Origin of the sequence: Thetidibacter halocola (assembly GCF_018224955.1) — a bacterium.
Taxonomy (GTDB): Bacteria; Pseudomonadota; Alphaproteobacteria; order Rhodobacterales; family Rhodobacteraceae; genus Thetidibacter; species Thetidibacter halocola.
Genome location: NZ_JAGTUU010000004.1, coordinates 391,641 through 417,224 on the forward strand (window position 1 = coordinate 391,641; position 25,584 = coordinate 417,224).

A 25,584-nucleotide genomic window follows, 5' to 3' on the forward strand; every position below is an offset into this window, starting at 1 on the left:
CTGACCCGGAATGCCAAGGGGGAGGACCGTCAGCGATAGACGACGCCCTTTTCGCCCACCGGGGCATGGGCGCCGGGCGCGGCCGGGCGATGGCCCCTGCTGCCGCCCGCCCGGTCCACGTAAGGCCCGGCATTGGGCACACCGCAGGCAATCACGCCAGCGGCGAAGACCGGCTGCAATCCCGCCGGGCAATGGCTCGCGGCGCGGTATTCATGCGTGAGGAAATTCGAATTGGGGTCGTTCGTCGCGTCCCCCCCATACATGTCGCCCCAGGCCAGGGCGGCGCCGCCCGACAGGGTGACAGCGGTTGCTGCGGCAAACAGTCTGACAATCGTCATGTCATCCCCCTTCGGGCTAGTCGCTGACATCAGGCTACCAGCACGGTGAGGCCTGTCAATTTCTTCCCGGGCGCGACCCGCCGTGCGGCGCGTTTACCCTTTGAAAAGGCCACCGTCCGACCCTCGCGGCCGGGCCTGCCGCAAAGGAACGCCACCATGATCGACCTGCTACGGCTTCTCAGCCTCTACTATCTCTGCGACGAGACCGCCGCCCGGCGCGTGCTGGACGCTGCCGAGGCCGAAGGCTGCGTCGCGCTCTACGAAAGCGTCAAGCAGCGCTTTTCCGATGCGCCGCCTGCGCCCGAGGGCAGAGCGGAACAGGTCGAACAGCGGCGTGCGGCGTATCGCGGCTTCAAGGCGTGGGAGGCCGGGAACCCCGAGTTGGTGCAGGAATTGCGGGGCGCCGCGAGGACCCGGCTGGGCAGTCCCGACCTGTCGTAGCGCGGAGCCCTAGTCCGCCTCGCCGCGCGCCAGCCGCTCGGCCTTGCGCCGCACCAGGACGCTGCGCAGGTCGTGCATCGCCATCAGCAGCGCATCAGTCACCTCGTCCAGTTGCACGTCCTCGGCCCGTGTCTGCGCCCAGTGGGCGGCGCGATTGAGCTGGTCGATGGTCCGGTGGATGTCGTCGATCTCGCGCAGCGCGGCGATGGCCTGCCGCTCGGCCATCCAGCCCCGGATCGCGACAAGATCCGCCTTGGTCAGGTCGCGCCCGCCCTGCGCCTTGACCTCGTCCCGCGCGAGGTTGACCGCGGCGATGGGCTCCATCTCGATCCGGCGATTGCGGTTCTCGGTGTCGACGCGAAAGACCAGCGCGCCATTGTCCCGCACGCGAAAGAAATAGTCGGGCAGGTCGGCCATCGCCCTACTCCAACCCGTCGCAGAAGGCCTTGATGCGGCGGCAGGCATCCGCCAGCACGGTATCAGACGCCGCATAGCTGACGCGGAAGTTCGGGCTCAGGCCAAAGGCCGCGCCAAAGACCACCGCGACCCCCTGTTCCTCGAGCAGCGCGGTGCAGAAATCCTCGTCCGTGGCGATCCGCCGCCCGCCTGAGCTGGTCTTGCCAATACAGCCCGCGATCGAGGGATAGACATAAAAGGCACCCTCGGGCACCGGGCAATCGACGCCCTTGCAGGCGTTCAGCCCCGCCACCACCAGGTCGCGCCGCCGCAGGAAGGCGTCGTTGCGCGTCGCAAGGAAATCCTGCGGACCGTTCAGAGCCTCGACCGCCGCCCATTGGCTGATCGAACAGGGGTTCGTCGTGGATTGCGATTGCAGCTTGCGCATGGCGGCGATCAGCGGTTCCGGGCCTGCCGCATAGCCGATCCGCCAGCCGGTCATCGCGTAGGCCTTGCTGACCCCGTTGACCGTCAGCGTGCGGTCATGCAGCCCCGGCTCGACCTGCGCCGGCGTGACAAAGCGGAACCCGTCATAGGCAAGGTGTTCATACATGTCGTCCGACATCACCCAGACATGCGGGTGCCGCATCAGAACGTCGGTGAGCGCGCGCAATTCGGCCTCGGAATAGCCCGCGCCGGTGGGGTTCGACGGCGAGTTGAAGATGAACCACTTGGTTTTCGGCGTGATCGCCGCCTCCAGCGCCTCGGGCGTGATCTTGTACCCCAGCTGCCGCTCGCCCTCGACGATGACCGGCTCGCCGCCGCCCAGGCGAACGATATCCGGGTAGCTGACCCAGTAGGGCGCAGGAATCACCACCTCGTCGCCGGGGTTCAGCGTGGCCATCAGCGCGTTGTACAGCACCTGCTTGCCCCCGGTCGAAACGCTGACCTCGGATGGGCGATACTCCAGCCCGTTCTCGCGCCGGAACTTGTCGCAGATCGCCTGTTTCAACTCGGCGATGCCGTCGGGCGGAGTGTATTTCGTTTTCCCCGCCTGGATTGCCGCAATCGCCGCAGCCTTGATGTTCTCGGGCGTGTCAAAGTCGGGCTCGCCGGCGCTGAGGCTGATGATGTCGCGCCCGCCTGCGGCCAGCTCGCGCGCCAGTTGCGTGACGGCCACGGTGGGCGACGGTTTCACGCGGTCCAGCGCAGTAGAGAGAAAAGGCATGGCGCGTCTCCTGTTTGTCACCCGGCACCGCCTGTCATAGTTTGCCCTCGAAAACCGTTCAAGCACACGCTGGGAGGATCACGACATGACCGACACGAGCCAATGGTATGGCCCCGACATCGCCACCTTCGGCGACCGCCTGGCCGCCGCCCGCGAAGCCGCCGGCATGACGCAGGACGATCTGGCGAAACGGCTGGGCATCAAGCTGAAATCGCTGCAATCCTGGGAAAACGACACGGCAGAACCGCGCGCCAACAAGCTGTCGATGCTGTCGGGGCTGCTGAATGTCTCGATGGGCTGGCTGATCACAGGCGAAGGCGAAGGTCTGTCCGCACCCGAGGAAGCAGAGGAGACGAGTCCCGACATCCAGTCGATCCTGCTGGAGATCCGCGGCATCCGCGCTCACCTGCAAACCAGTTCGGACAAGTTGTCGCGTCTGGAAAAGCGGTTGCGCGGGATAGTCAGGGCGCAGGGCTGAAACGGCAGGAGAAGACGATGGAAGATCGCGAAACCCGGCTGAAACGGCTGGCCATGCGCTCGATGCGGCGGGGGACCAAGGAAATGGACATCCTGCTGATCCGCTATTCCGAGGCGCGGCTGCCCGACATGACCGGCCAGGAACTCGACGCCTACGAGGCGTTGCTGGCCGAGAACGACCAGGATCTTTACCAGTGGATCTCGGGTCAGGCGCCCGCTCCGGACACGCACGCGCCCCTGGTCGCCGACATTGCGCGGATCGCCGCGAACGGCTGACCGAACGTCCTGTTAACCATATGATCGCAAAGGCGGGTTTCAACTCCGGTCAAATGCGACTCGGTTTAACGCAATATTGGTCTTTTTGTCCAAATCTCGGCTGAACCAGAACAGGCGGAGACGATTTGGATATGAGCATGCATGCTTCGGTCAAGGCTGCCACCGACCAGGGGTTCATGACCAGCTATCTCGAGGCGCTGGCGCTTGTGGAACGGCTCCACCGGTTGCTGCTGGATGTCATCAAGGATGAATTCGAACGGCTGGGCATCATCGACGTCAACGCGGTGCAGGCCTTGTTGCTGTTCAACATCAGCGACAACGAGGTGACGGCCGGTGAACTCAAGACTCGCGGTTATTACCAGGGCAGCAATGTCAGCTACAACCTGAAGAAGCTGGTCGAGATGGGATACATGCACCACCAGCGGTGCGAGATCGACCGGCGGTCCGTCCGGGTACGGCTGACCCAGCGCGGGCGCGAGATCCGCGACATCGTCGAGGGGCTCTTCGTGCGCCATGCCGACGGCTTGCAGTCCAAGGCGGTACTGTCGATCGAGGGGCTGGACGACATCACCTCGTCTCTGCGCCGAGTGGAACGTTACTGGTCCGACCAGATCCGCTACATCTACTGACGCGGGCCTTGCCGGCTGCCGATGACAACAACCTGCAATTCGCGCAGGAGTTTGGCCGCCATCGCCTTTTCGAAGGCTTCAAAGCCCAGGGCCGTCTCGACGAAGGAATCGACGCCCGCGATCACGTAGGCACGGTAGTAATCGGACAGTTCGCCGATACCGGTGCCGTCGGACGCGGGCGCGCCCGTCCCCTCGATCACCAGCCCGTTGATGAGGATGCCCGCCGGACGCACATCCTGCGGCCTTGGCCCGCCGTTCGACGGCCCGTCGCCGGACAGGTCCAGCACGCTGCGCCAGCACGACGGCCCCCGCGCCAGCAGTCCCGCGCCATAGGCCTTGGCCTCTCCCAGGGCAGTGGACAGGTCCATCGTCGCGCGCCCGGCGCCCCGCAGGCGCGCCGCGACCTTGGCCAGCGCGGCCTCGTCGGTGATGAACGTCCAGTCCACCAGCAGGCGTTGCGCCCCTGGTCCGCTCCATTCGAACACTGACAGGGCGACGGGTGCCTCGGGCATGTCGAGAAAGGCGTTCAGCACATCGGGATGGGTCAGCGCGGCGGCCAGCCCATCGGTCTGAAGGCGATATTCGCGGTTGTCGACCGATCCCGACACGTCCAGCCCCAGCGCCAACGCTTGCCGGCAGGCGGCCTCGGCCGTGTCGCAGGCGCCAAGGACCGCCAGGCAGGCCAGCGCAACCGCCTTCATCCCGGTCCGTGGCCCGGCCGCGCGGCCTGCCCCACCACCTGGTTGTTGATCTCTCGATAGAGCTTGCGCACCATCGCTTGGCGAAACCCCTCATAGCCCTGCGCCGTCTCGACAAAGGCGCCGGGCCCGTGTTGCAACTCGAACTGGTAGTGATCCAGAACGTCCGGATCGGCGCCCAGCACCGCCAGACCGTTCACCGTGATCCCGTCGAAGGGGAAATGCTCATAGGCCAGTTGCGGCCAGAACCCGTCATTCGTGATGCCGTCGCCCGACACGTCGATCACCCGCCGTTCGCAGGCCGGCGCCTGCCGCATCATCGTCGCACCAAAGCCCAGCGCATAGCCCAGCGCGGTGGGAAACCGGCTGTAGGAGCGTTCCGCCGCAGCGATCCGCGCCGCCACCGCGGCGATGTCCGCCTCGCTGCGCAACAGCGTCCAGTCCTGCACCACGTGCGACTGGCGCCGCCCGCTCCACTCGTAGACGCCCAACGCAACGGGGCCACCTTGCGACAGGATCGCGTCGACGATGTCGGGCTCGATCAGCGCCGCAGCCATTCCGTCGCGTTGCAGGACGTATTCCGCCTCGTCCACCGAAGACGACACGTCGAGGGCCAGCAGCAGCGCAAGACGGCAGTCCTGCGCCACCACGGGCAAGGGCGCCAGAACCAGCGCCAGTACGGTCAGAAAGGCCCTCACCAATGGCCCGTGTTGGGCATGCTGACCCAGGGCTCGCGCGGGTCCTGCGCCTGCCCTTCCTGCAACAACTCAACCGAAACATTGTCCGGCGACCGGACAAAGGCCATGCGCCCGTCGCGCGGCGGGCGGTTGATCGTCACTCCGGCATCCATCAGGTGCTGACACATGGCGTAGATGTCGGGCACGGTATATGCGAGATGGCCGAAATGGCGGCTGTCGCCGGGCAGCGCGTCGTCGCCATCCCAGTTGTAGGTCAGCTCAACGTCGTGATGGCCATCGGCCTGTTCAGGCGGGCACATGAACACCAGCGTAAAACGGCCCTGCTCGCTGTCCATCCGCCGGCGCTCGGTCAGCCCGAGCAATTCATAGAACGCCTTGGATTTCTCCAGGTCCTTGACCCGGACCATCGTGTGCAGAAACTTGATCCCCATGAACTTTCCTTTCCGTCCGACGCGCCTCCGCCAAGCGGCGCCCGCCTAGAACACCGATTTCAGGCCCAGCCGCAGGTCAGTGCTGCGGCTTTCGTAGAGGCTATAATTGGACTGTCGGTCGGTGAAGGAAACCCCCAAGGTCGGGGCGAAACCGAAATACTCGGCCTCGGTCAGGGTCACGTCGAGGCCCAGTTGCCACTCGCGGTCGCTCTGCCTCGCGCCGGTGGCGTAGATCGGCGGCGGCGCATCATAGTCGATGCTGCGCCAGTCCAGGGTCAGGGCCGGCAGCAGGCCACCCGGCAAGGGTCGCGCAAAGGCATAGCGCAGCCCGATCCCGTCGGTCTGCCGCGCGATGCTGCCAATGGCCGAGTCGGTGTCCGACGTGGTCAGAGACAGGCCCAATGTGCCATGCGGCAGGCGCCGTTCCAGCCCCAGCGACAGTTGGACCGTGTCGGAATCTCCCAGCGCGTTGTCCTTGCGACGCACCGTCTCGAACGAAGCCCCGGCAGAGCCGATCAGCCCTGTCGCCAGCCGCTGCTGCAAACCCAGGTCCAGCCGCACCACGTCGGCCAGCGCCTGCCCGCCCTGCCATTGCCGATAGGCCAGCAGCCCTGCGCTGGCGATCCGGTCCCCCGCCGCGCTGCGGGTCTCGAGGCGCAGGTCGCCGCCCAGGGTCTCTGTCCGGTAATCCTCGGGGTCGGCCCAGGCGAACTGCCGCGACTCGTCCGACAGCTGCACCCGGCCCAGCCCGGCGAAGACACCCAGATGCGTGCGCGCCTGCGCCGAAATCGGGATCGTGTAGGTGAACTTGCCCCTCACCCCGTAACGCAGCCCCGACAGCGGCACGGCATTGGTCCGCGTCACGGTCAGGTAACGGCCATAAGGAACGGTGTTGGTCTCCGGCGCGTCGTTCAGGTTGTCGCTGTGCTCGGCGTAGAAGGCCAGGGCAAGGCGCCAGGGCGTGGTGCTGCGGACATGCCGGAAATCGCGGATGGCCAGCGCCTTGAGCCCGTCATCGGGGGCGATCTGCGCCGCCCGCCGCAGCCAGAACTGCGCAATGCCGCGTCGTCCGCCCGAGGCCTGCGCCTGCGCCGTCACCAGTGCCGCGTAGAACCGGTCCTCGTCGCTATCTGCCACCCGCCAGACCTGCCGCGCGGTCTCGAGCGCGGCATCGGTGCGGCCAAGGTCGCGCAGCGCGCGGGATTTCATCACCAGCGCGGGTACATCGTCAGGCGCCCCTTGCAGCACGCCTTCGGAGAGGGCCAGTGCCTCTTGCGGGCGGCCTGCCGCCAGCAGCCTCGCCGCGGCACTGCGCGCCTCGGGCAGGGTCAGAGAGATTTCTTCGGCCTGGACCGAAACCGCGCAAAGCACCGCCGCCAGCGCGACCCACAGCCGACCGAAACGGCGGCGGGGCCTCATGGATCAAGGCCGCGCGGCGACGAACCCGCCGGTCTCGCGCGTCTGGACCTCGATGAAATCGCCGGTGCCCGGATCAACCCCGATCGGGCCGGTGCCGTCGACCACGACGATGCCCGCGATTTCCTCGCCATTGGGACCGGTGAACAGACCCTGCCAGTCGCCCGTCGCGCTGCCGGTCAGGCCCGGGGCGCTTGCCACGACCTGCGCCGAGCCGGCATTGATCGACCAGCTGTCGAAGTTGATGTTGGTGGTGGCCAGCGAGATGTAGTTGACACCGTCGAGCTCGTTCAGGCGCACGCCGTTGTTGTCGAAGAAGGTGCGGTTGACCACCACCCCCTCGACAGCGCCGATATTGTCAAAGTCGCGGATGTCCACGTCCAGCTGGACGGTGCCTGCAACATATTGCACCCGGCTTTGCGACGGATCGACACTGGTGTCGATCACCGTGCGTACGGCGGCGTATTCGCCGTTGAACACGTATGTGCCATTGGCACTCGGCAAGGCGCCATCGCCGTTCAACCGCTGTGCCGCCGCGCCGCCATAACCGAAGCTCAGATAGCTGTCGCCCCCCACCGCCATCGCCTGGCCATAGCCCGACGCGGTGCGCCGGAACACGGCGTAATACTGGTTGCTACCCGCCACGTTGCGATAGGCGCCGAACTGCGTGCCCGACAGGGCCGCCGTTGCCGCGGCATCAGCGGCATAGATGTTGTCGTCGCCGTCGAAGGGAAGGTTATTGATCCGGACCTCGTTCGTCGCGGGGTCATAGGTCACGGCATTGGCCGTCAGGTCGTCGGAGAAGTCCGAGGCAAAAAGCTGATCGGCCACCGGATCCGGCGCATCGGTGCCGCCGCCCGAGGCGGGCTCGCACTCGGTCAGCGGTTGCGGACACTGCGCGACCGGATCTCCGCTCAGAAGGGGGTTTCCACCCTCTTCGCCACAAGCCGAAAGAGCGCCCGTCAGCGCGAGCGCAAGGAAATAGCGATACATCTGACTGCCTCAGGTCTTGCCCGTTTTTTCTTTGTAGCCAACCTGCGGGAGGGGAGGACAAAAGTCAACGCATGGGTGCCACAGCCTCGCCACAGGTGCGGCAAAACTGCCTCTACAATATCTTGTGGATAACCACCCCGAAAGCCCTTCATCGTGTGGACGATTTTCGCTATCCTTTTCTTGCGGGCACCAGCGGCGCCCGTAACGGCATCGATTGCGACAGGGAGACATGCGGTGGACACCTATCTCCAGGCCTTGAAGACCGTTCTCGAAACCGGCGTGCCGTCCAGCGACCGGACAGGCACCGGCACGCTGTCCTGCTTCGGGATGCAGTGCCGCTATCCGCTGGCCGATGGCTTTCCGCTGGTCACGACCAAGAAACTGCACCTGCGTTCGATCGTGCACGAGTTGCTGTGGTTTCTCTCGGGCGACACGAACATCGGCTATCTCAAGGAGAACGGCGTCAGAATCTGGGACGAGTGGGCCGACGAGAACGGCGATCTCGGCCCGGTCTATGGCCACCAGTGGCGGCATTTCCCCAAGGTCGCGAGCGGCCCCGACGGCCCGGTGATCGGAGAGGTCGACCAGATCGCCAAGCTGGTCGAGATGATCCGCACGTCGCCGGATTCACGCCGCCTGATCGTCAGCGCCTGGAACCCCGGAGAGGTCGACGCCATGGCCCTGCCGCCCTGCCACACGCTCTGGCAGGTGCGCATCCTCGACGGCAGGCTACACCTGCAACTCTACCAGCGCTCTGCCGACATGTTCCTCGGCGTGCCCTTCAACATCGCCTCCTACGCGCTGCTGGCGCACATGCTGGCGCATGTGACCGGCTACCAGGTCGGCGATTTCGTCCACACGATGGGCGACGCGCATATCTATTCGAACCATGTCGAGCAGGTCAGAACCCAGTTGTCCCGCGCCCCGCGCCCGCTGCCCACGCTGCGGATCGCGCGCGACGTCGGCTCGATCTTCGACTTCCGATACGAGGATTTTGCCTTCGAGAACTACGACCCGCATCCCGCCATCAAGGCGCCGGTGGCGGTCTGATGCTGACACTCATCGTGGCGCGCGCCCGGGACGGCGCAATCGGGCGGGATGGCGACATCCCCTGGCACGCACCAGAGGACCTGGCGATGTTCAAGCGCGAGACGCTGGGCGGCGCGCTCATTATGGGCCGCAGGACCTGGCAAAGCCTGCCGGTCCGCCCGCTGAAGAACCGCCTCAACATCGTCGTCACCAGCGGCACCGCCGAGGGGGCCGACCATGTCGCGCGCAGCCTCGACGCAGCGCTGGAGATCGCGCGCGATGCCGGGATGACCCGCGTCTACGGCATCGGTGGCGCCTCGATCTACGAGGGCCTGCTGGGTCGCGCCGACCGCCTGCTGATCACCGAGGTCGCGCTGGACGTGCCGGATGCCGACACGCGCTTTCCCGCCTTCGACGAGACCGAATGGCACGAGATCCAGGTCTTGCCGCTGCGGGCCGACAGCCCCGCCTGCACATTGCACGAATGGATGCGACGCGGCGTCTAGCCCTTCATCTTGCCCTATGAACTCCCGCGGCGGGGTCAGGACCGGTCCGCGCAGCGACAGGGCTGCCGGTAGCAGTCTTGAGGACCGAACGGGCAGAGCCCCCTACAGCCGTGACAGCAGCGCCGCCGTCGGCCAAGCGTCGGCCGGCATGCCCAGCTCGCGCTGCACCATCCGCACCGCGTTGCGCGTGCCGCTTCCCAGAATACCATCGATCTCGCCCACGTCGAAACCGCGCGCTGCCAGCTTGCGCTGCAACTGCTTCATATCCTCGCCCGCGAGGCCTGGCTCGGGATTGCCGGCCTCATAGACCGGCGCACCTTGCAGGCGGGTGGCGAAATAGGCGGCGGTCAGGACATAGGTGAAACTCTGGTTCCACTCGAAATAGACGCGAAAATTCGGGTAGGCGATGAAGGCCGGCCCCTTGCGCCCCTGCGGCAGCAGGATCGAGGCCATCAGCCGCCCGTCATCCAGCGTCCCGCTGCGCGCCCGCACGCCCAGCCGTTCCCACTCTGCCACCGTCTTTTCGACATGCAGCCCGGCCTCGAACCAATCGAACGCCTCGGGCAGCGCGATTTCCTGCAACCAGGGCTCGCCATGGCGCCAGCCCAGGTGCGACAGCATCTTCGCCCCCGACATCAGCGCATCCGGCGCCGAGGTCTTGAGCAGCACATGCCCATCGCCATCGCCGTCCACCCCGTTTTCCAGAATGTCGCGCGGCAGCATCTGCACCATACCGATTTCGCCCGCCCAGGCGCCCGTGGTGGTCGCCGGGTCGAAATCGCCGTTCAGGTGGAGTTGCAGCGCAGCAAAGATCTGCGGCCGGAATATCTCGGGGCGACGGCAGTCGTGCGCCAGCGTTACCAGCGCGTTCAGCGTGTTGAAATCACCCTGGAAGGTGCCGTAATCCGTCTCGAAGGCCCAGAAGGCCAGAAGCACGCCGCGCGCGATGCCATAGTCACGCTCGATCCGGTCGAACACCGCGTCGAAACGGTCCGACATCTGCCGCCCCTTGTCGAGCCGCGATTGCGAGATCAGCTTGCGCGAGAAGGTGATGAACGGATCCTGGAAGATGCCCTGCCGCCGGTCCGCCCGCAGCACGTCCGGATCCAGGCGCACACCCCGCAGGAAAGCATCAGCCGCCGCCGCATCGAAGCCCAGCGATTGCGCCTCGGCCGAAAGGCCCCGGACGAAGGCGCCGAAATCGCCGCCGCAGGGCACGGTCTGCGCCTGCACCATGCCCCCGGCCATCATCGCCGCCGCCAGAACCGTCGCGCGCATCCCACATCCCCCTGCCTGCCTTGCGCCGACACTAGCAGCGCCGGGCGCAGAGGCAAGCCGCAGGCCAATGGGCGACTTCCCGCCGTTCAGGCAACGCGTTAACGACTCGCTAACGTGTTTTAATGCAAGGTTACGCATGCAGCCAACAGATTCAAAGCTATGCGTGGTTCACCCGGAGTAAACGTCCTGATCGTCGAAAGCGATGCGGCGCTGGCCGGACTTTGGTCCGGGCACCTGGAGCGCATGAGATGCGCCGTCGACATTGCCTCGACCAGCGAAGAGGCCTGCGACCGTATCCGCGAACGGCGTTACAACGTGATCGTGCTCGATCTCGATCTGCACGATGGCGGCGCGCTGTCGGTCGCGGACTGGGCCGAGTTGTATGAGCCCGCGGCAAGGGTGATCTTCGTCACCAACACGACCTTCTTTTCCGACGGCTCGATCTTTCAGTTCTTCAACAATGCCTGCGCCTTTCTACCCAGCGCCACCGACCCGGCTGACCTGGCGCAGATGGTGAACCATTACGGCGCGGCCTGAGCGTCAGGCCGCCCGCAGACGCTCGCGCCCGTGCGGGGCGTCCAAGTCCAGGTCCGGCCCGACAGGCACGATCCTGTGTGGATTGATGGAGTCGTGGCTGTAGTGATAGTGGCGCACGATATGCGCCATGTTCACCGTGTCCGCCACGCCCGGCCATTGATACAGTTCGCGTAGGTAGGGCCAGAGGTTCGGATAATCGACGATCCGTCGCCGGTTGCATTTGAAGTGCCCGTGATAGACCGAGTCGAAGCGGATGAGCGTGGTGAACAGCCGCCAGTCCGCCTCGGTCACCCGGTCGCCCATCAGGTAGCGGCTGCGCGCCAGGCGCGCGTCCAGCCAGTCCAGCGTCTCGAACAGCGGCGTCACCGCATCGTCATAGGCCTCCTGCGTGGTGGCGAAACCGGCCTTGTAGACGCCGTTGTTGACGGTGTCGTAGATCCGTGCGTTGACCGGTTCGATCGCCTCGCGCAGATCCTCGGGCCAGAAATCGGCACTGTTGCCGGTCATGTGGTCGAAGGCCGCGTTGAACATGCGGATGATCTCGGCAGACTCGTTCGAGACGATGGTCTCGCGCCGCCGGTCCCACAGCACCGGCACGGTGACCCGGCCCGTCGCCTGCGGATCGGCCTTCAGATACAGGTCGCGCAGGAAGGGCAGCCCATGCAGGAGGTCACCGGTCGCGCCGCTGTCGTCCGTCGCAAAGGTCCAGCCGTCAGACAGCATGTCGGGATGCACGACGCTGACCGGGATCAGGTCATCGAGCCCCTTCAAGGCGCGGAAGATCAGCGTGCGATGTGCCCAGGGACAGGCGTGGCTGACATAAAGGTGATAGCGGTCTGCCTCGACCTCGAACCCGCCCTCGCCCGAAGGGCCCGGCGCGCCATCCGGCGTGATCCAGTTGCGGTATCTCGAGGTCGAGCGCACGAACTTGCCGCCCGTCTTGCCTGTGTCATACCAGCGGTCCTGCCATGTTCCGTCGACCAGCATGCCCATCGGGATCCTCCTTCTGCGATAGAGGACAGATAGACCGCCCCGACCTGTGCGAAAACGCCGATCATAGCGCAGCGGCTGCGCAGTGACGCGCAGAACCGCTCAGCTGTCCCGGATCGCCTTCCAGGCCCAGATCAGCAGCATCGCCCCCAGAACGGCCCCCACCAGCCCGCCGATGGCCCCCATGAACGCCAGCATGAAGCGCAGAACCAGCCCGCCGATCACTGCCCCCGCCATGCCGATCAGCACGGTCTCGACCACGCCGGTCTGCACGTTCATGAACCGGGTCGCCAGGAAGCCTGCCGCCGCGCCAATGATGATCAGCCAGACGATACCCATCACTTCAACCTCCGCCAATGGGTGGGAACGATGATCAGCGCGCCGACCGAGGCCGCGATGGCGTTCACGCCAGGGCGGCGAAAGCCGATGCCAAACATGATCCAGACGAAATACATCAGAAAGGCGCCACCGATGCAGATGATGATGCTGGGCAGGATGCCGTTCCGGGTGAACCCCGTCTTTTCCGAGACATAGCCGACGATACCCGCAATGACGACGGTGCCGATCAGGGTCGGGAACATGGTCTATTCTCCCAGCCGGGCGCCTTTCAGGATCGGATGGCCACGCAGGAAAACCTCGGCCTCCTGCGCGCCCTTCCCGGCGCGCTGCGCCTTTGTAACCTGCACCGCACCGACACCACAGGCAATGGCGAATGCGTCATCCAGCGCCGTGCCCGGCCCGCCCTGCCCATCCGTCAGGCGGCTGCCCAGCAGCTTGATCCGCTCGCCCTCATGCAGCGTCCAGGCTCCGGGAAAGGGCGACAGGCCGCGGATCTGCCGGTCCAGCTCGACAGCGGGGCGCGTCCAGTCCACAGCCGCCTCGGCCTTGTCGATCTTGGCGGCATAGGTGACGCCATGCTCGGGCTGGACCTGCGGCGCAAGGTCAGGCAAACGCGCCAGCGCCTCGACGATCAGCCGCGCGCCCATTGCGCTCAGCCGATCGTGCAACGCGCCGGTGGTCTCCTCGGCACCGATCGGGGTCGCCTCGGACAGCAGGACCGGCCCGGTATCGAGGCCCGCCTCCATCTGCATGATGCAGATACCCGTCTCGGCATCGCCCGCCAGGATCGCCCGATGGATCGGCGCCGCCCCCCGCCAGCGCGGCAGCAACGAGGCATGGATGTTGAGACAACCGAAACGCGGCGCATCCAGCACCGCCTGCGGCAGGATCAGCCCATAGGCCACCACCACCGCCACATCCGCGCCCAGCGCGGCGAAATCCGCCTGCGCCTCGGGTCCCTTCAGCGAGGCCGGGTGCCGCACCGGCAGGCCCAGCGCCTCGGCCCGCGTGTGCACTGGCGTCGGGCGGTCCTGCTTGCCACGACCGGCGGGACGCGGCGGCTGGCAATACACACAGGCGACCTCGTGCCCCGCCGCCACCAGCGCCTCCAGCACCGGCACCGAAAAGTCCGGCGATCCCATGAACACGACGCGCATCCGTCCCTCCTTCATCTTGCCCGACAATCTCCGGGGGAGTCGCGCGATGCGCGACGGGGGCAGAGCCCCCTGCCCCGGCCCCGACAGTCACCGCGCCAGTTTCTGCGCCTTGCGGATCAGCATGTCCCGCTTGGTCTTGCTCAGCCGGTCAACATACAACTTGCCGTCGAGGTGGTCGACCTGGTGCTGCACCGAGGTCGCCCAGAGCCCGACGAAATCCCGTTCCTCGACAACACCACCCGCGTTCAGGAACCGCACCGTGACCGCGCGCGGGCGACTGACAACGGCCGAGACGCCGGGAAGGTTGGGGCTTGCCTCCTCGTGCTCGCGCATCTGAACGCTGGCATGCAGGATCTCGGGATTGGCCATGCGCACCGCCTGACCGCGCTGTTCGGAGGCGTCGACCACGGCAAGGCGCAGCCCCACGCCGATCTGCGGCGCGGCAAGGCCCACGCCGGGCATCGCCTCCATCGTGTCGATCATGTCGGTCCAGATCGCGCGAATCTCGTCGGTGATCGCCGCGACCGGCGCGGCGGGCGTGCGCAGACGCTTGTCGGGCCAGGGCAGGCAGCGCCGAACGGTCACGGCAACGCCTCGTATTCGGCCAGCAGCGCGGCGCGCCCGCCCGGCTCCAGCCGGTCGAAATGCATCACCCCGTCCAGGTGGTCGAGTTCGTGCTGCGCGATCCGCGCCTCGGCCCCGGTCAGGGCCACGCGCTGCGCGACGCCCAGTTCGTCCGTGTAGCCCAGCACGATTTCTGCGGGCCGGGTCACGCCGGCCGTCACGCCCGGAACGGACAGACAGCCCTCGTCCATGGCGCAGACATCTTCGGACGCGGACAGGATATGCGGGTTGATGCAGACGCGCGGCGTCTTGTCGCCGGTCTTCCAGCCCGCATCTATAACGAAAAGCCGCAGCATGACGCCCACCTGCGGCCCGGCAAGCCCGCGGCCCGGCGCGGCATACATCGTCGCGAACATGTCGCGGATCAGCTCTGCCTGTCCGGCCACGTCCCCCGACACCTCGGCGCAGGGCTGGGCCAGGCGCGGGTCGGGCCAGCGCAGGATCGGCAGCACGTTCATGCCTTTTCCCGCGCCAGCTCTTTCTTCAGCTTGACCATCTTGCGGGTGATCAGCTGGCGCCGCAGCGGCTTTAGGTAGTCGATGAACAGCTTGCCATCCAGGTGGTCGATCTCATGCTGCACGCAGGTGGCCCAGAGCCCGCCAAAGCCTTCCTTGTGCAGCTTGCCGTCCTGGTCGAGCCACTCGACCTCGACCTCGGCGGGGCGGGTCACGTCGGCGAACTGCTCGGGGATCGACAGGCAGCCTTCCTCGTAGGTGTTCTCCTCGTCCGAAGAGGCGAGCACGCGCGGGTTGACCATGACCAGCGGGCGCGGCTTGTCGGGCTTGGCGCAGTCCAGCACGATCAGCCGGTCGAGCACGCCCACCTGCGGCGCGGCCAGGCCGATGCCCGGCGCGTCATACATGGTTTCCAGCATGTCGTCGGCCAGGCGGCGCAGGTCGTCCGACAGGTCGGGAACCTCGGCGCAGACCTTCTTCAGGCGGGGATCGGGATGGATCAGGATCGGCAGTTTCATGCGACGCATTTAGGGAATCGCGCGCGGGCGCGCAAGCGGCGCGGGGTTGCAACCGCCGCGCCATCGCATAGCCTGCCGCCAGGACTGGGCAGCGAGGACAGCATGAACGAGCTTTTCGACCGGATCATCGACCGCCGGGGCACCGGCAGCAGCAAGTGGGACAGGATGAAGGCCGGATTCGGCGTATCCCCCGACGACGGGCTGGGCATGACCACGGCCGACAGCGACTGGCCCACCGCGCCTTGCGTGATCGAGGCGGTGCGGCAGGCGGCCGATCACGGCATCTTCGGCTACATGGGCGTGCGCCAGCCGCTCTATGACTCGGTGGCCTGGTGGATGGGAACGCGCCACGGCTGGCAAGTCGATCCCGACTGGGTGGTGACGGTTCAGGGACTGGGCTTCGGCATCGCCATGTGCCTCGAGGTCTGGAGCGAGCCGGGCGACGGCGTGGCCTTCTTCACCCCGGTCTACCACGAGTTCCGGATCAAGACCGAAAAGGCCGGTCGCATCGCCACCGAACTGCCGCTGGAGCGGGATGGCGACACCTATCACCTGAACCTTGACGATGCGCAGGCGCGGTTGACCGGGCGCGAGAAGATCCTGCTGTGGTGCTCGCCGCAGAACCCGTCGGGCCGGGTCTGGACGGTCGAGGAATTGCGCGCCGTCGCCGATTTCGCCGAGCGCAACGACCTGCTGCTGGTCTCGGACGAGGTGCATCACGACCTGGTCTATCCGGGCCAGACCTTCGTGCCGATGCATGTCGCCTGCCCCGAGGTGACGCACCGGCTGGTGGTGCCCACCGCGGCCTCCAAGACCTTCAACGTCGCGGGCATGCGCGTCGGCAGCCTGATCATTCCCGACGCGGGCCTGCGCTACGCGATGCGCGGGCGGTTGCGGCAACTGGACTATGACGCGGCAAGCCTTGGCATGGTGATGACGACCGCCGCCTATTCGCCCGAGGGCGCCGCCTGGGTCGATGCGCAGGTCGCCTACCTGCAAGGCAACATCGCGGCTTTCGATGCGCTGGTGAACGCGATCCCCGGCGTGCGGTCCCTGCCGCTGCAATCGACCTATCTCGGCTGGGTGGATTTCTCGGGCACCGGGATGGATTTCGACGAGTTCATGCCCCGCATCCGCGACGTGGCCAGGATCGCCGCCAGCCCGGGGCCTTCCTTTGGCGCGGGGGGCGAACGCTTCATGCGGTTCAACCTCGCCATGCCGCGGGCACGGATCGAGGACGCCGGGCAACGTTTGCAGCGTGCCTTTTCCGATCTTCAATGAACCCGGCGAGGGCGCAGGGGGCTCTGCCCCGTCCGCCTGCCAGCGGGATCCGCCAGAGTTCATCCGGGAATATGAAGACGGGTCACGACTTCGGCGGGCGCGCCCGGTAGACCGGCAGGCGCCAGCCGAAAGCCATGGACCCCGCACGCAGGGCGATGGTGACGGCGGCGCAGGCCAGCGCGGCGGGCACCGCACCCAGCGGCGCGACCAGAACCGTCGCCAGCGATCCGGCAAAGGCGCAGGTGACGTAAAGCTCGCCCTGTTTCAGCACCAGTGGCACCTCGTTCGCGACCACGTCGCGCATCAGCCCGCCGAAACAGCCCGTGGCGATGCCCATGACCAGCGTGATGGCAGCGGAATGGCCCAGCGACAGGGCGATGCCCGATCCGGCGGCGACCGCAACGCCCAGCGCGGCCGCATCCAGCCACAGGATCGCGCGATAGCGGCTTTCCAGCAGATGCGCGGTGAAGAAGACGACTGCCGCTGCGCCACTGGCCACCGCCAGGTAGTTGGGATCGGCGATCCAGAACACGGTCCGGTCCAGCAGCAAGTCGCGCAGCGTACCACCGCCCATGCCGGTCAGGCAGGCGAGAAAGGCGAAGCCCACGATATCCAGTTGCGCCCGACTGGCGACCAGCGCGCCGGTCAGGGCAAAGACCAGGACCGCCGCGTAATCCAGCAGCACCAGCAGGGTCATGCGCGCGGCTTGCCCGGCTTGAACGGCGCCATGCCTTCGCGTGCCAACTCGTCCGCGCGCTCATTCTCGGGATGGCCGGCATGGCCCTTGACCCATTCCCAGGTCACGTCGTGACGCTGCGCGGCCTCTTCGAGGCGTTGCCACAGTTCCACGTTCTTCACCGGCTTCTTCGCCGCCGTCTTCCAGCCGTTGCGCTTCCAGCCGTGGATCCAGCCCGTCACGCCGTTCTTCACATAGGCGCTGTCGGTGATAACGGTGATCCGCGACGGGCGCGACAGGCTTTCCAGCGCGGCGATGGCGGCCAGCAGTTCCATCCGGTTGTTGGTGGTTTCGGCCTCGCCGCCGTTGAGTTCGCGCTCTTTCACGATGGTCTCGCCATCCATCGCGCGCAGCAGCACGCCCCAGCCGCCCGGTCCGGGATTGCCGGAGCAGGCTCCGTCGGTATAGGCGTAAAGATCGGGCATCAGGCGTCCTGTCACTGCCCTGCCGCTGCGCTGCTTGAGGGCTGCTTCGTTGCGCTGAGGGTGAACCACGGCGCGACCGTGCCATCAAGCCCCTTGTCCGCCCCCTGCCGCGCGCCGTCCGGCCGCAGCCCCGCGTCTCGGAGCAGGTCGCGGAACTCGTCCAGTCCGTAATAGGCGTAGAAGCGGCCGAGACTGTCGCGCGCCTCGCCCGTGCCCTCCTTGAGGCCGACATGCAGGACGCCGCCGGGCCTCAAGGCCCGGGCAATGCGCGCCAGGTGTTCGGGCATGTCGGCGCGCGGCGCGTGCAGCAGGCTGAAATTGGCCCAGATCCCGTCATAGGCGGCCTCGGCGTCGAGATCCTCGAACCGCGCCTGCCGCACCGTCAGACCCGGCACGCGGCTCGCGATTGCGATCATGCCCTCGGAGGCGTCCCAGCCCTCGACCGTCAGCCCCGCCTCGACCATGCGGCGCGCCCAGGTGCCCGGCCCACAGCCCAGATCCAGAACGCGCCCGCCCTTGGGCAGCGCCGCAATAAAGGCCGACAGCGCCGCGTTCGACGCGGGGTCCGCGCCCAGCGCATCGGCATACTCGGCGGCGCGGGCGTCGTAGACGCGCAGGGTCTCGTCATCGCTCACAGGATCACCCCCACGGCGAGGCTTGCCACCACCAGGGCGGTCAGCAACCCCCGCAACCGCATCCACCAGGCCGGGGCCAGTCCCCAGCGCCAGAACTGCCAGTCGAGGATCAGCAGGCCGAGAAAGCCGAAGATCAGGTTCATCCCGGCCGAGACCGGGCCGCCCCCCGTCATGAAGAAGGCCCAGAGCGCCGGGATCACCGACAGCGCATAACCCGTCGCCGCCTGACCGCCCTGCGCCTTGGTGGCAAAGCCCCACAGCACGCCGGACATGAAGGACAGGATGACCGAACCGTAGAACAGCTGCACATAGGGACCGACGAAACGCGGCCCCAGCGCGCCCGTACCCCAAGACGCGAGCGGGTCCGAGACCAGCGTAAGCGCGCCCCAGGCAAAGGGGATCACCCCGGCCAGGCCAAGGATCAGGGCGGATCGGGGTATCTGCAACATAGGGCCTCCTCGTGACGAATGGCCTTCGACATAGCGCCTCTTCGCCGATTGGTGAATGCCCGCGCCGCCGCGATGGACGGATTCGCCGCTTGATTGTAGTGTCGGGAAAAAAGAGCAGGCGGAGCAGAAACATGACGATCGACAGGCGGCAATTCGGGCTGGGCGCGGCGGCGCTGGCGCTTTCGGGGTGCATGGGCGGCGCGGGAATCCCGCAGGTTGCGCGCCGCGATCCGGCGACGGACCCGGGACTGCGCCCGCAGCCAAACCCGGCCTATGACGCCTGGGTCGCCGCCTTCCGCGAGCGCGCGATGGCACAGGGCATCAGCCGCGCCACGCTCGACACCGCCTTTCGCGGGCAGGGCTTCCTGCCCGGCGTCATCGAGCGCGACCGCAACCAGACCGAGTTCACCCGCACGCTCGAGGATTACATCGCCATCGTCGCGCCCGAGGAAAAGGTGGCCTTTGGCCGGCCGCTTTACGCCCGGCATCTCGGCACGTTGCGGCAGGTCGAGGCGCGCTATGGCGTGGCGCCCGAGATCCTCGCCGCGATCTGGGGGGTGGAAAGCTATTTCGGCACGAAACGCGGCACGATCCCGGTGATTTCGGCCACCTCGACGCTTGCCTGGGAGGGCCGGCGCGGCCGCTTCTTCGAGGCGAACCTGATGGACGCGCTGCGCATCGTGCAGACCGGCGATGCGCGGCCCGAGCAGTTGGTGGGCAGCTGGGCCGGGGCGATGGGCCATACCCAGTTGATTCCCAACGCCTACCAGGCGCATGCGGTCGATTTCAACGGCGACGGGCGGCGCGACATCTGGACGGACGACCCGACCGATGCCTTCGCCACCACGGCGAATTTCCTGTCAAAGGCCGGCTGGACGCGTGGCGCGGGCTGGTCGCTGGAGGTGACGCTGCCGCAGGGCTTCACCGGCCCGACCGGGCGCGCCAACAAGCGCAGCGTGGCCGCGTGGCGCGCGGCGGGCGTCCGGCCTGCGCGCGGCGGCACCCTGCCCGATTTCGGTGCGGCAGCGGTGCTGGCGCCGATGGGCGTGGGGCGGCCCGCCTTCCTGGCCTTCCGCAACTTCGACATGATCCTGCGCTACAACCCGTCCGAGAATTACGGCATTGCCGTCAGCTACCTCGCCGGGCGGCTGGCCGGCGACGGACCGCTGGCCGGTGATTTCGGCCCCGATGCCGACGGCCTGACACTGCAGGACCGCAAGGCAATCCAGGCCGGGTTGAACCGCGCCGGGTTCGACGTGGGCACGGTGGACGGCGTCTTCGGCAAGAAGACCGAGGCCGCGATCCGCGCCTTCCAGCGGGCGCGCGGCCTGCCGGAAACGGGCGCACCCTCGCGCACTCTGCTCGAGGCGCTGCGCTGACCGTGGCGCGCGGGTGCCCCTTCCCTGGTTTCCAACTACCGCGGGGGTCGTCCGGAAAGACGCCATCGGTTCAAGCCCGATAAGCGACAGACAGAGCCCCAGGCGGGTCGGCGTGTCACAGGCCCGTCGACCCGCTCACAGCAGAGCGCGGATCGGCTCCAACAGGCCCTTGTTGCGCAGGGTGCGCACCGGGTAGGACTCGTCGTTGACGATCCGGTCGAGGCTGAAGCCCGGCTCGATCTTGGCCAGCTTGGCCGCCACGGCATGAGCCTTGTCCAGCTGTCCTCGCATCGCGTAAAGCGCCAGCAGGTGCCGCAGCGCCGGGCGCGACAGGGGGGCGGCCCGCGCCGCCGCCTCGCCCGCGACGATGGCCTCGTCGGGCCGGTTGCAGGCCACCGCGATCACGCAATGCCCGGTGTCCCAGTAATGCCGGAAGGGCGATCCGGCGGCGATCCGGCAGGCCTTGGCCGAGGCGTCGAATGCCTCGTCGAGGCGGCCCGCCAGCATGTAAGCCTCGGCCAGGGACTTCCACGCAAAAGCCGACGCCTTGTTGCGCTCCAGCGCGATCTGCGCCTCTTCCAGCACGCCAACCGGGTCGCCCAGCGTCGTGCCCCGCACCTTGGACACGATGGCATGGACCAGCGGGTTGTCGGCATTCATCTCCAGCGCGCGGGCCTGGAGCGCGTCGGCCTCTTCCAGCAGGGCGGCCTGGTCGGCGGCTGGCATCTCCATCATCTGGGTCAGGCGGATCATGCTGCCCCAGGCCAGGTAAAGCCCGTTCTCGTCATGCTGGAAGGCCTGGTTCATAAGGCCCCAGGCCTCGCGCAGGCTGTCGCTTTCGAAGCTGAACATGCGATACAGCGCCAGCCGCGACAGCGAGGTCGCCCTCGCCTCGGCCCGGTTGCTGTCGAGCACGAGGGGGATCTTGCCCACCACGTGATCGGCCGCCTCGAACACGGTCTTGGCGACGGTTTCCTGCGTCTCGAGGATGTCCTCGATCCGGTCGAGATGCAGCAGCTTGGAGTAAAGTATGCGTGCAGAGGGCTGGTGGACCGCCTTGATGAAGATCGTGTGGCCGTTGCCATCGGGCACGACCTGGGTGACCACGTTCACGTCGGCCGGGGGCGCGCCGGGCAGTGCGCCGTCTTCGGCCTGCCGCCAGGCGCGGACATGCTCGGCGATGTTCTCGCCAATCTGGTTCGCCAGGATCTCGCCCAACATGGGATCGCGGCCGGGATTCTGCGCCTCGGAGCGGACGCCGATCAGCACGCCGCGCGCGGTTCCGGGGCGGGCGCGGGCAACCAGCCGCTCCAGTTCGGCGCGCTCCATCCGGAGCCATTCCTCGAATTCCGGGTCGCGCACGTCGAGCCCCTGCAACAGCTCGGTGCGCGGGTCCTCGGGCAGGACGGTTTCCAGCAGGTCGACGGCAACCCGGGCCGGGTCGAGCGAGACGGTGGTGCGATCGGCCAACAGGATCTCGCCGCCCAGGGCCGAACGCAGCTTGCTCAGCGCCTGGCGCAGGTTGGCGCTGGCCTGTTCGGGGCCGAAGGTCGACCACAGCCGGTCTTCCAGCCAGCGGCGCGGTCGCGCCATGTCGGGGCTGAGCGCCAGGATCGCCAGCAGCGCCTGGTTCTTGGCGCCCTTCGGCGTGATGTCCGAACCACAGCCCGCCTCAACCCGGAACGGGCCGAGCACGGTGATCCTGACTCGATCTGTCGCCTTTGCCATACGATCCTGCCCAAGAGGCCACCCGCGCAAAAGCTAGCACTGGCCCGGCAGCCCGGCAACGGTCGTTAATTCCGCGTAAATTTCTCGGCGCCGCCGCAGAAAAGGGTTGGATGCCAGGCCAAGGATGCGCACCATCGCCCGACCATCCGGGGGAGGGACCGAATGCCGATCTTGAATCATCAGAACCACCAAAACCATCAGAATCATCAGAACCACCAGAACCATCAGGCGACCGAGAACCACCAGGCCGGACCCGATACCGGCTTTACCGCTTCGGTTCTGGGCGCGGCGCGCGACGGGACGGTGGGCTATTGGGACGGCAGCCCGGATCGCAGTCCCAAAGCCCCTCGCAGCGCACTGGCCGCACTGAAGGCGATGGCGCCAGACCCGCGCCGCGCGGTGATCGACCAGGCGCTTGCGGCGCCCTTCGGCGTGACGCTGGCCTCGGGCAGTGCCGCCAACCGGCAAGGCAGCGTCACCCTGAACGGCAAGACGCTCGTCTCGCTGCATGCCCCGACCGCGCCGGTCCTTGAAAAGCAACTGGCCTTCGTGCGCGCCGCCGCCGACCTGCGCGGCGACCGCACCGGCGAAATCGTCATGCAGACCGGTGACATCCTGAGTTTCTTCGCGCTGGTGGGCTACATGGCGCCGGACGCGACCAAGTGGACGCTGACCCTGGCGCACGCGATCAGCCGGCTCTGCGTGGTGCTGGAAATGCGCCTGAAACACGGGTTCGATGTGCCGCGCCCCATCGCCTTTTCGACAAGGCTGCAACCGATGATCCAGACGCCGGGGCATGGCAGCTGGCCCTCGGGCCACGCGACAGAGTCCTTCGCCATGGCCACGATCCTCAGCCGGCTGGTGCTGGGAGAGACCGATCCGATCGCGAGCATCGCCGCTGGCAATCCTTTCTTTCGCCACGCAGCGCGCATCGCGGCGAACCGGACCGTGGCCGGGGTGCATTTCCCAACCGACAGCATGGCTGGCGCGGTGCTGGGCATAAGCCTCGCCGAGGCGGTCGTGCGGCTGTGCGACCGTAGCAGCCGGCTGACGCGTCGCAGCTTTGACGGCACCACTTTTCAAGAAGATTTCAATCTTTCCGTGCTGTCATCGGAACTGAAGGACGAGAAAACCGTTATGACAGAGGTGGTGTCTCTCGATCCCGAAACGGCGGACGGACTGTTTCCCGTCTGGATGCTCGAGATGTGGGCCGAGGCGCTGAAGGAATGGTAAAGGTTTAAGCGGTGACGTGCCGGAACGTCCGGCACGGTGCGTAATGAGTGGGCCGGGGGCTTGACCCCCGGCCAAGTTCTTTTTGACGGCTGTGCCGGTCAGCCGTCAGGCCATGACCGAAGGCGCGCTGTCAGGCAGCAGGACGGCGGCACCAAGGCGGGACGCCTCCTTGCCCCCGATGGGGATCAGGGTGACACGCGCCGGGTCGAAATCGTTCATCACGGTGCCGGCGCTGCCGACCTGAACGATCCGGTCGGCCGACAGGGCCAGCGCTCGTGTCACGCAGGCCGCCGCCGCGCTAGTGCCGTTGGACCGGCGCACCGTGCCGCTGCGGCGATGCGCGCCGGGGATCCCCGGCTGGAACGGCCCACCATCCACCACCGCCCCGAGGCTGGGGCCCGCGGCGCACCAGTCGCCGCCCTCGGCGCTGTAATCCGAGGCGCGGTAATTCGTGATGACGGGCGCATCCGATTCCGCATCGTGCCGCGCCGCGCCGACGCTCAGAACCTGCCGCGCGACGATGCTGGCAAAGGCGCTGTGCGTGCCCGCATGGCAGACAGGCCCGTCCGGGGCGAGGCCGGTATGCTCGTGCCAGACCGGGTCCCAGGCACCGGTTTCCTTCCCGTCGAGATAGCTTTGCCGGGCCTGCATGCGGTTGCCGCGCACCGAATCGTCACGCTGCACTTGCGCGGTGACGCGCGCCTTTGCCCCCTTCGCGAGGCGCAGACGAACCACCCAACGCCCGGCGGGCGCCGCAGGCACCGACAGCGCATGCGGTTCGGTCGGCGCCGTGACGACGACGTAATGCGCGGCGCGGATCACGCCGGGGGCAAGCACCCTGTCGGGCAGATGGTAGATTCGGGCGACGGGCTGGCCGTCGCGCTCGAGGCTGCGCATCTCGCCCGGCGGGATCGGCAGCAGGCCGGAACAGGTGCCGTCCGGCGCGGTAAGGCCGATAGTCAGCGCGGTCGAGGGAACGCCGTGGGCGCGCAGTTCCAGGTGGTTCGCAGTGCGGTCCTCTGGCTGGAGGCGCCAGTCGATCGCGCGGTCCGGCACGGTCCGTGCCGAAAGCTCGGCAGCCGCCACCAGGTTGCCCCGCCAGGCATTGCCGAAGGCCCAGACGATCCGCACCCTCTGGCCGGTCGCGGCCTCCCACTGGGCAGCCTCGCGCGCGACCTGCCATTCGGCGAACAGCGTCCCGTCCTTGGGCCCGGCAACGATTCCCAGTGACAGGTTGACGATTACCGGCGCTGTGGGGTCGATCTGCCGCGCCGCGCGCAGGATCCAGCGCAGCCCCTGCACCAGGTAGCTTTCGGCGCGCATTCCCGACGTGTCCTCGATCGCCTCGGGCGGTAGTTGCACCGCCAGAAGCGGCCAGTCGCGCGCCGGGTCGGCGACATCCAGCGGGTCGGCGCCTGCAGCAAGGTCCAGCACATGCGTCCCATGCCAGGACGACCGCCACAGGCCCGCCGCGCTGTCGGGCGTGAAGGTCCGGGCATAGCAGGCGGCATAGGCCGCATCCTCGTCTGGCATCGCCAGATAACTGTCGATTGCGTCGCGGGTCAGCACGTGGCCCGCCGCGACACCGCCGCCGGGATCGCCCCGCTCCAGCGCCTGAAGCCAGATCGCGTGCAGGCGGCTGCGCCGCTTGCCCGGCGCATCGGCCCGGCAGAACCGTGCGTTGAGAAAGCCGATGGCATCGTCGATCACCGCGACGATGGGTTGCCCCGGCTTGTCCGAGGCGGGCAGCGGCGCGACGGCGGGCGGCGTTTCGGCAGACGGGCCCACCGAAACGGGAAAGCCGGTATCGATCACCTCGAACAGGTCCGCGTGCGCGCTGTCGGGCGTGCCGCAGCGGCGGTAGAGCGCATAGTCGTCCGCGAGGCCCCGATACGGATCGGTCGGACCAAGCCGCGCCTCGAGAAAGTCACGCTCATGCGCGTCCATCCGCAGCGGCCCGTCCGTCGCACTCAGCGCGGCGACCAGCGGCGCGCGCCCTTCGGCACCCGCGCTGAGCCGGACGAAGATCGGCTCGAACCGCGCGCCCGGCGGGTCGGGCCGCGGATCGCGCCCGGCCAGCAGGGCGGCCCAGTCGAGATAGGCATCGCGCGCCTGCGTCGGGCGGCTTTCGGTCCAGCTGAGGGTCATGGCGCGCTCCGCGATTGGGACAGGATCGAGACCGATGAAACGGCCCGCCCCCCTCTGCGTCAAGGCGCGACACCCGGGTTTGCGCAGGATTCACGCAGGCGGGCCTCCCGAAGGCG

General features: G+C 67.4%; 32 protein-coding genes. 10 read left to right on the forward strand and 22 right to left on the reverse strand.

What is annotated here, in order from left to right; translation table 11 throughout:
• Positions 1-29 precede the first annotated feature (29 nt).
• The gene (locus tag KB874_RS11930; RefSeq protein ID WP_212536766.1) at positions 30-338 is read right to left on the reverse strand and encodes a hypothetical protein; all 309 of its coding nucleotides are present in this window, start codon (positions 336-338) and stop codon (positions 30-32) included.
• Positions 339-494: 156 nt separating this feature from the next.
• Here KB874_RS11930 and KB874_RS11935 point away from each other — a divergent pair, with 156 nt between their 5' ends.
• Positions 495-779, forward strand: a complete 285-nt coding sequence (locus tag KB874_RS11935; protein ID WP_212536767.1) for a hypothetical protein — start codon at positions 495-497, stop codon at positions 777-779.
• Positions 780-788: 9 nt separating this feature from the next.
• Here KB874_RS11935 and KB874_RS11940 read toward each other — a convergent pair whose 3' ends face one another.
• Complete coding sequence (locus tag KB874_RS11940; protein WP_212536768.1) at positions 789-1,196, reverse strand: hypothetical protein; 408 nt, start codon at positions 1,194-1,196, stop codon at positions 789-791.
• Between the two features lie 4 nt (positions 1,197-1,200).
• Entirely contained in the window at positions 1,201-2,403 is a 1,203-nt protein-coding gene (locus KB874_RS11945; protein ID WP_212536769.1) for a pyridoxal phosphate-dependent aminotransferase, read from the reverse strand.
• 85 nt (positions 2,404-2,488) lie between these two features.
• On the opposite strand from KB874_RS11945, the gene KB874_RS11950 reads away from it, so the two are divergent.
• The 3 genes from KB874_RS11950 to KB874_RS11960 all read left to right on the forward strand — a co-directional run bounded on the left by KB874_RS11950 (position 2,489) and on the right by KB874_RS11960 (position 3,785).
• Positions 2,489-2,881, forward strand: coding sequence for a helix-turn-helix domain-containing protein (locus KB874_RS11950; protein WP_212536770.1), 393 nt, complete (start codon positions 2,489-2,491; stop codon positions 2,879-2,881).
• 17 nt (positions 2,882-2,898) lie between these two features.
• Positions 2,899-3,156 (forward strand): FAD assembly factor SdhE, encoded by a 258-nt coding sequence (locus KB874_RS11955; protein WP_212536771.1) that lies wholly within the window; start codon positions 2,899-2,901, stop codon positions 3,154-3,156.
• Positions 3,157-3,287: 131 nt separating this feature from the next.
• On the forward strand, positions 3,288-3,785 hold the full coding sequence (locus KB874_RS11960) for a MarR family winged helix-turn-helix transcriptional regulator (protein ID WP_212536772.1): 498 nt from the start codon (positions 3,288-3,290) through the stop codon (positions 3,783-3,785).
• Here the strand turns inward: KB874_RS11960 and KB874_RS11965 are convergent.
• The 5 genes from KB874_RS11965 to KB874_RS11985 are packed head-to-tail and all read right to left on the reverse strand — an operon-like array spanning position 3,779 to position 8,021.
• Positions 3,779-4,486 carry a DUF1194 domain-containing protein gene (locus KB874_RS11965; RefSeq protein WP_212536773.1) on the reverse strand — a complete coding sequence of 236 codons (708 nt, stop codon included), beginning with the start codon at positions 4,484-4,486 and terminating at the stop codon, positions 3,779-3,781. The two genes, KB874_RS11960 and KB874_RS11965, sit on opposite strands and share 7 nt — an antisense overlap.
• On the reverse strand, positions 4,483-5,184 hold the full coding sequence (locus KB874_RS11970) for a DUF1194 domain-containing protein (RefSeq protein ID WP_249200423.1): 702 nt from the start codon (positions 5,182-5,184) through the stop codon (positions 4,483-4,485). Before KB874_RS11970 ends, KB874_RS11965 begins: the two co-directional genes overlap by 4 nt.
• Positions 5,178-5,612: a VOC family protein gene (locus KB874_RS11975; RefSeq protein WP_212536774.1), complete on the reverse strand. Its 435-nt coding sequence runs from the start codon at positions 5,610-5,612 to the stop codon at positions 5,178-5,180. The genes KB874_RS11970 and KB874_RS11975 overlap by 7 nt, the downstream gene beginning before the upstream one ends.
• A 45-nt stretch (positions 5,613-5,657) precedes the next feature.
• Positions 5,658-7,031, reverse strand: a complete 1,374-nt coding sequence (locus KB874_RS11980) for a porin family protein (RefSeq protein ID WP_212536775.1) — start codon at positions 7,029-7,031, stop codon at positions 5,658-5,660.
• Between the two features lie 3 nt (positions 7,032-7,034).
• The gene (locus tag KB874_RS11985; RefSeq protein WP_212536776.1) at positions 7,035-8,021 is read right to left on the reverse strand and encodes a hypothetical protein; all 987 of its coding nucleotides are present in this window, start codon (positions 8,019-8,021) and stop codon (positions 7,035-7,037) included.
• Positions 8,022-8,255: 234 nt separating this feature from the next.
• Between KB874_RS11985 and KB874_RS11990 the strand changes: the two genes are divergently transcribed.
• Together KB874_RS11990 and KB874_RS11995 are read left to right on the forward strand one after the other, a co-directional pair.
• Positions 8,256-9,071 (forward strand): thymidylate synthase, encoded by an 816-nt coding sequence (locus KB874_RS11990; RefSeq protein WP_212536777.1) that lies wholly within the window; start codon positions 8,256-8,258, stop codon positions 9,069-9,071.
• Complete coding sequence (locus KB874_RS11995) at positions 9,071-9,556, forward strand: dihydrofolate reductase (RefSeq protein ID WP_212536778.1); 486 nt, start codon at positions 9,071-9,073, stop codon at positions 9,554-9,556. Before KB874_RS11990 ends, KB874_RS11995 begins: the two co-directional genes overlap by 1 nt.
• Positions 9,557-9,658: 102 nt before the next feature.
• On the opposite strand, the gene KB874_RS12000 is transcribed toward KB874_RS11995, so the two are convergent.
• Positions 9,659-10,834, reverse strand: a complete 1,176-nt coding sequence (locus tag KB874_RS12000; RefSeq protein ID WP_212536779.1) for a lytic murein transglycosylase — start codon at positions 10,832-10,834, stop codon at positions 9,659-9,661.
• Between the two features lie 159 nt (positions 10,835-10,993).
• Between KB874_RS12000 and KB874_RS12005 the strand changes: the two genes are divergently transcribed.
• A complete protein-coding gene (locus KB874_RS12005) occupies positions 10,994-11,371 on the forward strand; it encodes a response regulator (protein ID WP_212536780.1) in 378 nt (125 codons plus the stop codon).
• Between the two features lie 3 nt (positions 11,372-11,374).
• Here KB874_RS12005 and KB874_RS12010 read toward each other — a convergent pair whose 3' ends face one another.
• From KB874_RS12010 to def (KB874_RS12040), 7 genes are all read right to left on the reverse strand, one after another.
• The gene (locus tag KB874_RS12010; RefSeq protein ID WP_212536781.1) at positions 11,375-12,364 is read right to left on the reverse strand and encodes a glutathione S-transferase family protein; all 990 of its coding nucleotides are present in this window, start codon (positions 12,362-12,364) and stop codon (positions 11,375-11,377) included.
• A 99-nt stretch (positions 12,365-12,463) separates the two neighbouring features.
• Positions 12,464-12,700 (reverse strand): GlsB/YeaQ/YmgE family stress response membrane protein, encoded by a 237-nt coding sequence (locus KB874_RS12015; protein ID WP_212536782.1) that lies wholly within the window; start codon positions 12,698-12,700, stop codon positions 12,464-12,466.
• Positions 12,700-12,942: a hypothetical protein gene (locus KB874_RS12020; RefSeq protein WP_212536783.1), complete on the reverse strand. Its 243-nt coding sequence runs from the start codon at positions 12,940-12,942 to the stop codon at positions 12,700-12,702. Before KB874_RS12020 ends, KB874_RS12015 begins: the two co-directional genes overlap by 1 nt.
• Positions 12,943-12,945: 3 nt before the next feature.
• On the reverse strand, positions 12,946-13,857 hold the full coding sequence (fmt, locus tag KB874_RS12025; RefSeq protein ID WP_212536784.1) for a methionyl-tRNA formyltransferase: 912 nt from the start codon (positions 13,855-13,857) through the stop codon (positions 12,946-12,948).
• 87 nt (positions 13,858-13,944) lie between these two features.
• Entirely contained in the window at positions 13,945-14,442 is a 498-nt protein-coding gene (def, locus tag KB874_RS12030; RefSeq protein WP_212536785.1) for a peptide deformylase, read from the reverse strand.
• The gene (def, locus tag KB874_RS12035) at positions 14,439-14,939 is read right to left on the reverse strand and encodes a peptide deformylase (RefSeq protein WP_212536786.1); all 501 of its coding nucleotides are present in this window, start codon (positions 14,937-14,939) and stop codon (positions 14,439-14,441) included. Before def (KB874_RS12035) ends, def (KB874_RS12030) begins: the two co-directional genes overlap by 4 nt.
• Complete coding sequence (gene def / locus KB874_RS12040; protein WP_212536787.1) at positions 14,936-15,454, reverse strand: peptide deformylase; 519 nt, start codon at positions 15,452-15,454, stop codon at positions 14,936-14,938. The genes def (KB874_RS12035) and def (KB874_RS12040) overlap by 4 nt, the downstream gene beginning before the upstream one ends.
• A 102-nt stretch (positions 15,455-15,556) precedes the next feature.
• Between def (KB874_RS12040) and KB874_RS12045 the strand changes: the two genes are divergently transcribed.
• Positions 15,557-16,735 (forward strand): MalY/PatB family protein, encoded by a 1,179-nt coding sequence (locus KB874_RS12045; RefSeq protein WP_212536788.1) that lies wholly within the window; start codon positions 15,557-15,559, stop codon positions 16,733-16,735.
• Between the two features lie 82 nt (positions 16,736-16,817).
• On the opposite strand, the gene KB874_RS12050 is transcribed toward KB874_RS12045, so the two are convergent.
• The 4 genes from KB874_RS12050 to KB874_RS12065 are packed head-to-tail and all read right to left on the reverse strand — an operon-like array spanning position 16,818 to position 18,980.
• Positions 16,818-17,432 (reverse strand): trimeric intracellular cation channel family protein, encoded by a 615-nt coding sequence (locus KB874_RS12050; RefSeq protein ID WP_212536789.1) that lies wholly within the window; start codon positions 17,430-17,432, stop codon positions 16,818-16,820.
• Positions 17,429-17,896, reverse strand: a complete 468-nt coding sequence (gene rnhA, locus KB874_RS12055) for a ribonuclease HI (RefSeq protein WP_212536790.1) — start codon at positions 17,894-17,896, stop codon at positions 17,429-17,431. The genes KB874_RS12050 and rnhA overlap by 4 nt, the downstream gene beginning before the upstream one ends.
• Positions 17,897-17,907: 11 nt before the next feature.
• On the reverse strand, positions 17,908-18,531 hold the full coding sequence (locus tag KB874_RS12060) for a methyltransferase domain-containing protein (RefSeq protein ID WP_212536791.1): 624 nt from the start codon (positions 18,529-18,531) through the stop codon (positions 17,908-17,910).
• The gene (locus KB874_RS12065) at positions 18,528-18,980 is read right to left on the reverse strand and encodes a DUF3429 domain-containing protein (protein ID WP_212536792.1); all 453 of its coding nucleotides are present in this window, start codon (positions 18,978-18,980) and stop codon (positions 18,528-18,530) included. Before KB874_RS12065 ends, KB874_RS12060 begins: the two co-directional genes overlap by 4 nt.
• Before the next feature lie 131 nt (positions 18,981-19,111).
• On the opposite strand from KB874_RS12065, the gene KB874_RS12070 reads away from it, so the two are divergent.
• Positions 19,112-20,359 carry a lytic murein transglycosylase gene (locus KB874_RS12070; protein WP_212536793.1) on the forward strand — a complete coding sequence of 416 codons (1,248 nt, stop codon included), beginning with the start codon at positions 19,112-19,114 and terminating at the stop codon, positions 20,357-20,359.
• Between the two features lie 135 nt (positions 20,360-20,494).
• Here the strand turns inward: KB874_RS12070 and KB874_RS12075 are convergent, their stop codons facing one another.
• The gene (locus KB874_RS12075; RefSeq protein WP_212536794.1) at positions 20,495-22,087 is read right to left on the reverse strand and encodes an AfsR/SARP family transcriptional regulator; all 1,593 of its coding nucleotides are present in this window, start codon (positions 22,085-22,087) and stop codon (positions 20,495-20,497) included.
• Positions 22,088-22,249: 162 nt separating this feature from the next.
• Between KB874_RS12075 and KB874_RS12080 the strand changes: the two genes are divergently transcribed.
• The gene (locus KB874_RS12080) at positions 22,250-23,320 is read left to right on the forward strand and encodes a phosphatase PAP2 family protein (protein ID WP_212536795.1); all 1,071 of its coding nucleotides are present in this window, start codon (positions 22,250-22,252) and stop codon (positions 23,318-23,320) included.
• A gap of 105 nt (positions 23,321-23,425) precedes the next feature.
• On the opposite strand, the gene KB874_RS12085 is transcribed toward KB874_RS12080, so the two are convergent.
• Positions 23,426-25,468 carry a S8/S53 family peptidase gene (locus KB874_RS12085; protein ID WP_212536796.1) on the reverse strand — a complete coding sequence of 681 codons (2,043 nt, stop codon included), beginning with the start codon at positions 25,466-25,468 and terminating at the stop codon, positions 23,426-23,428.
• Between the last annotated feature and the right edge of the window lie 116 nt (positions 25,469-25,584).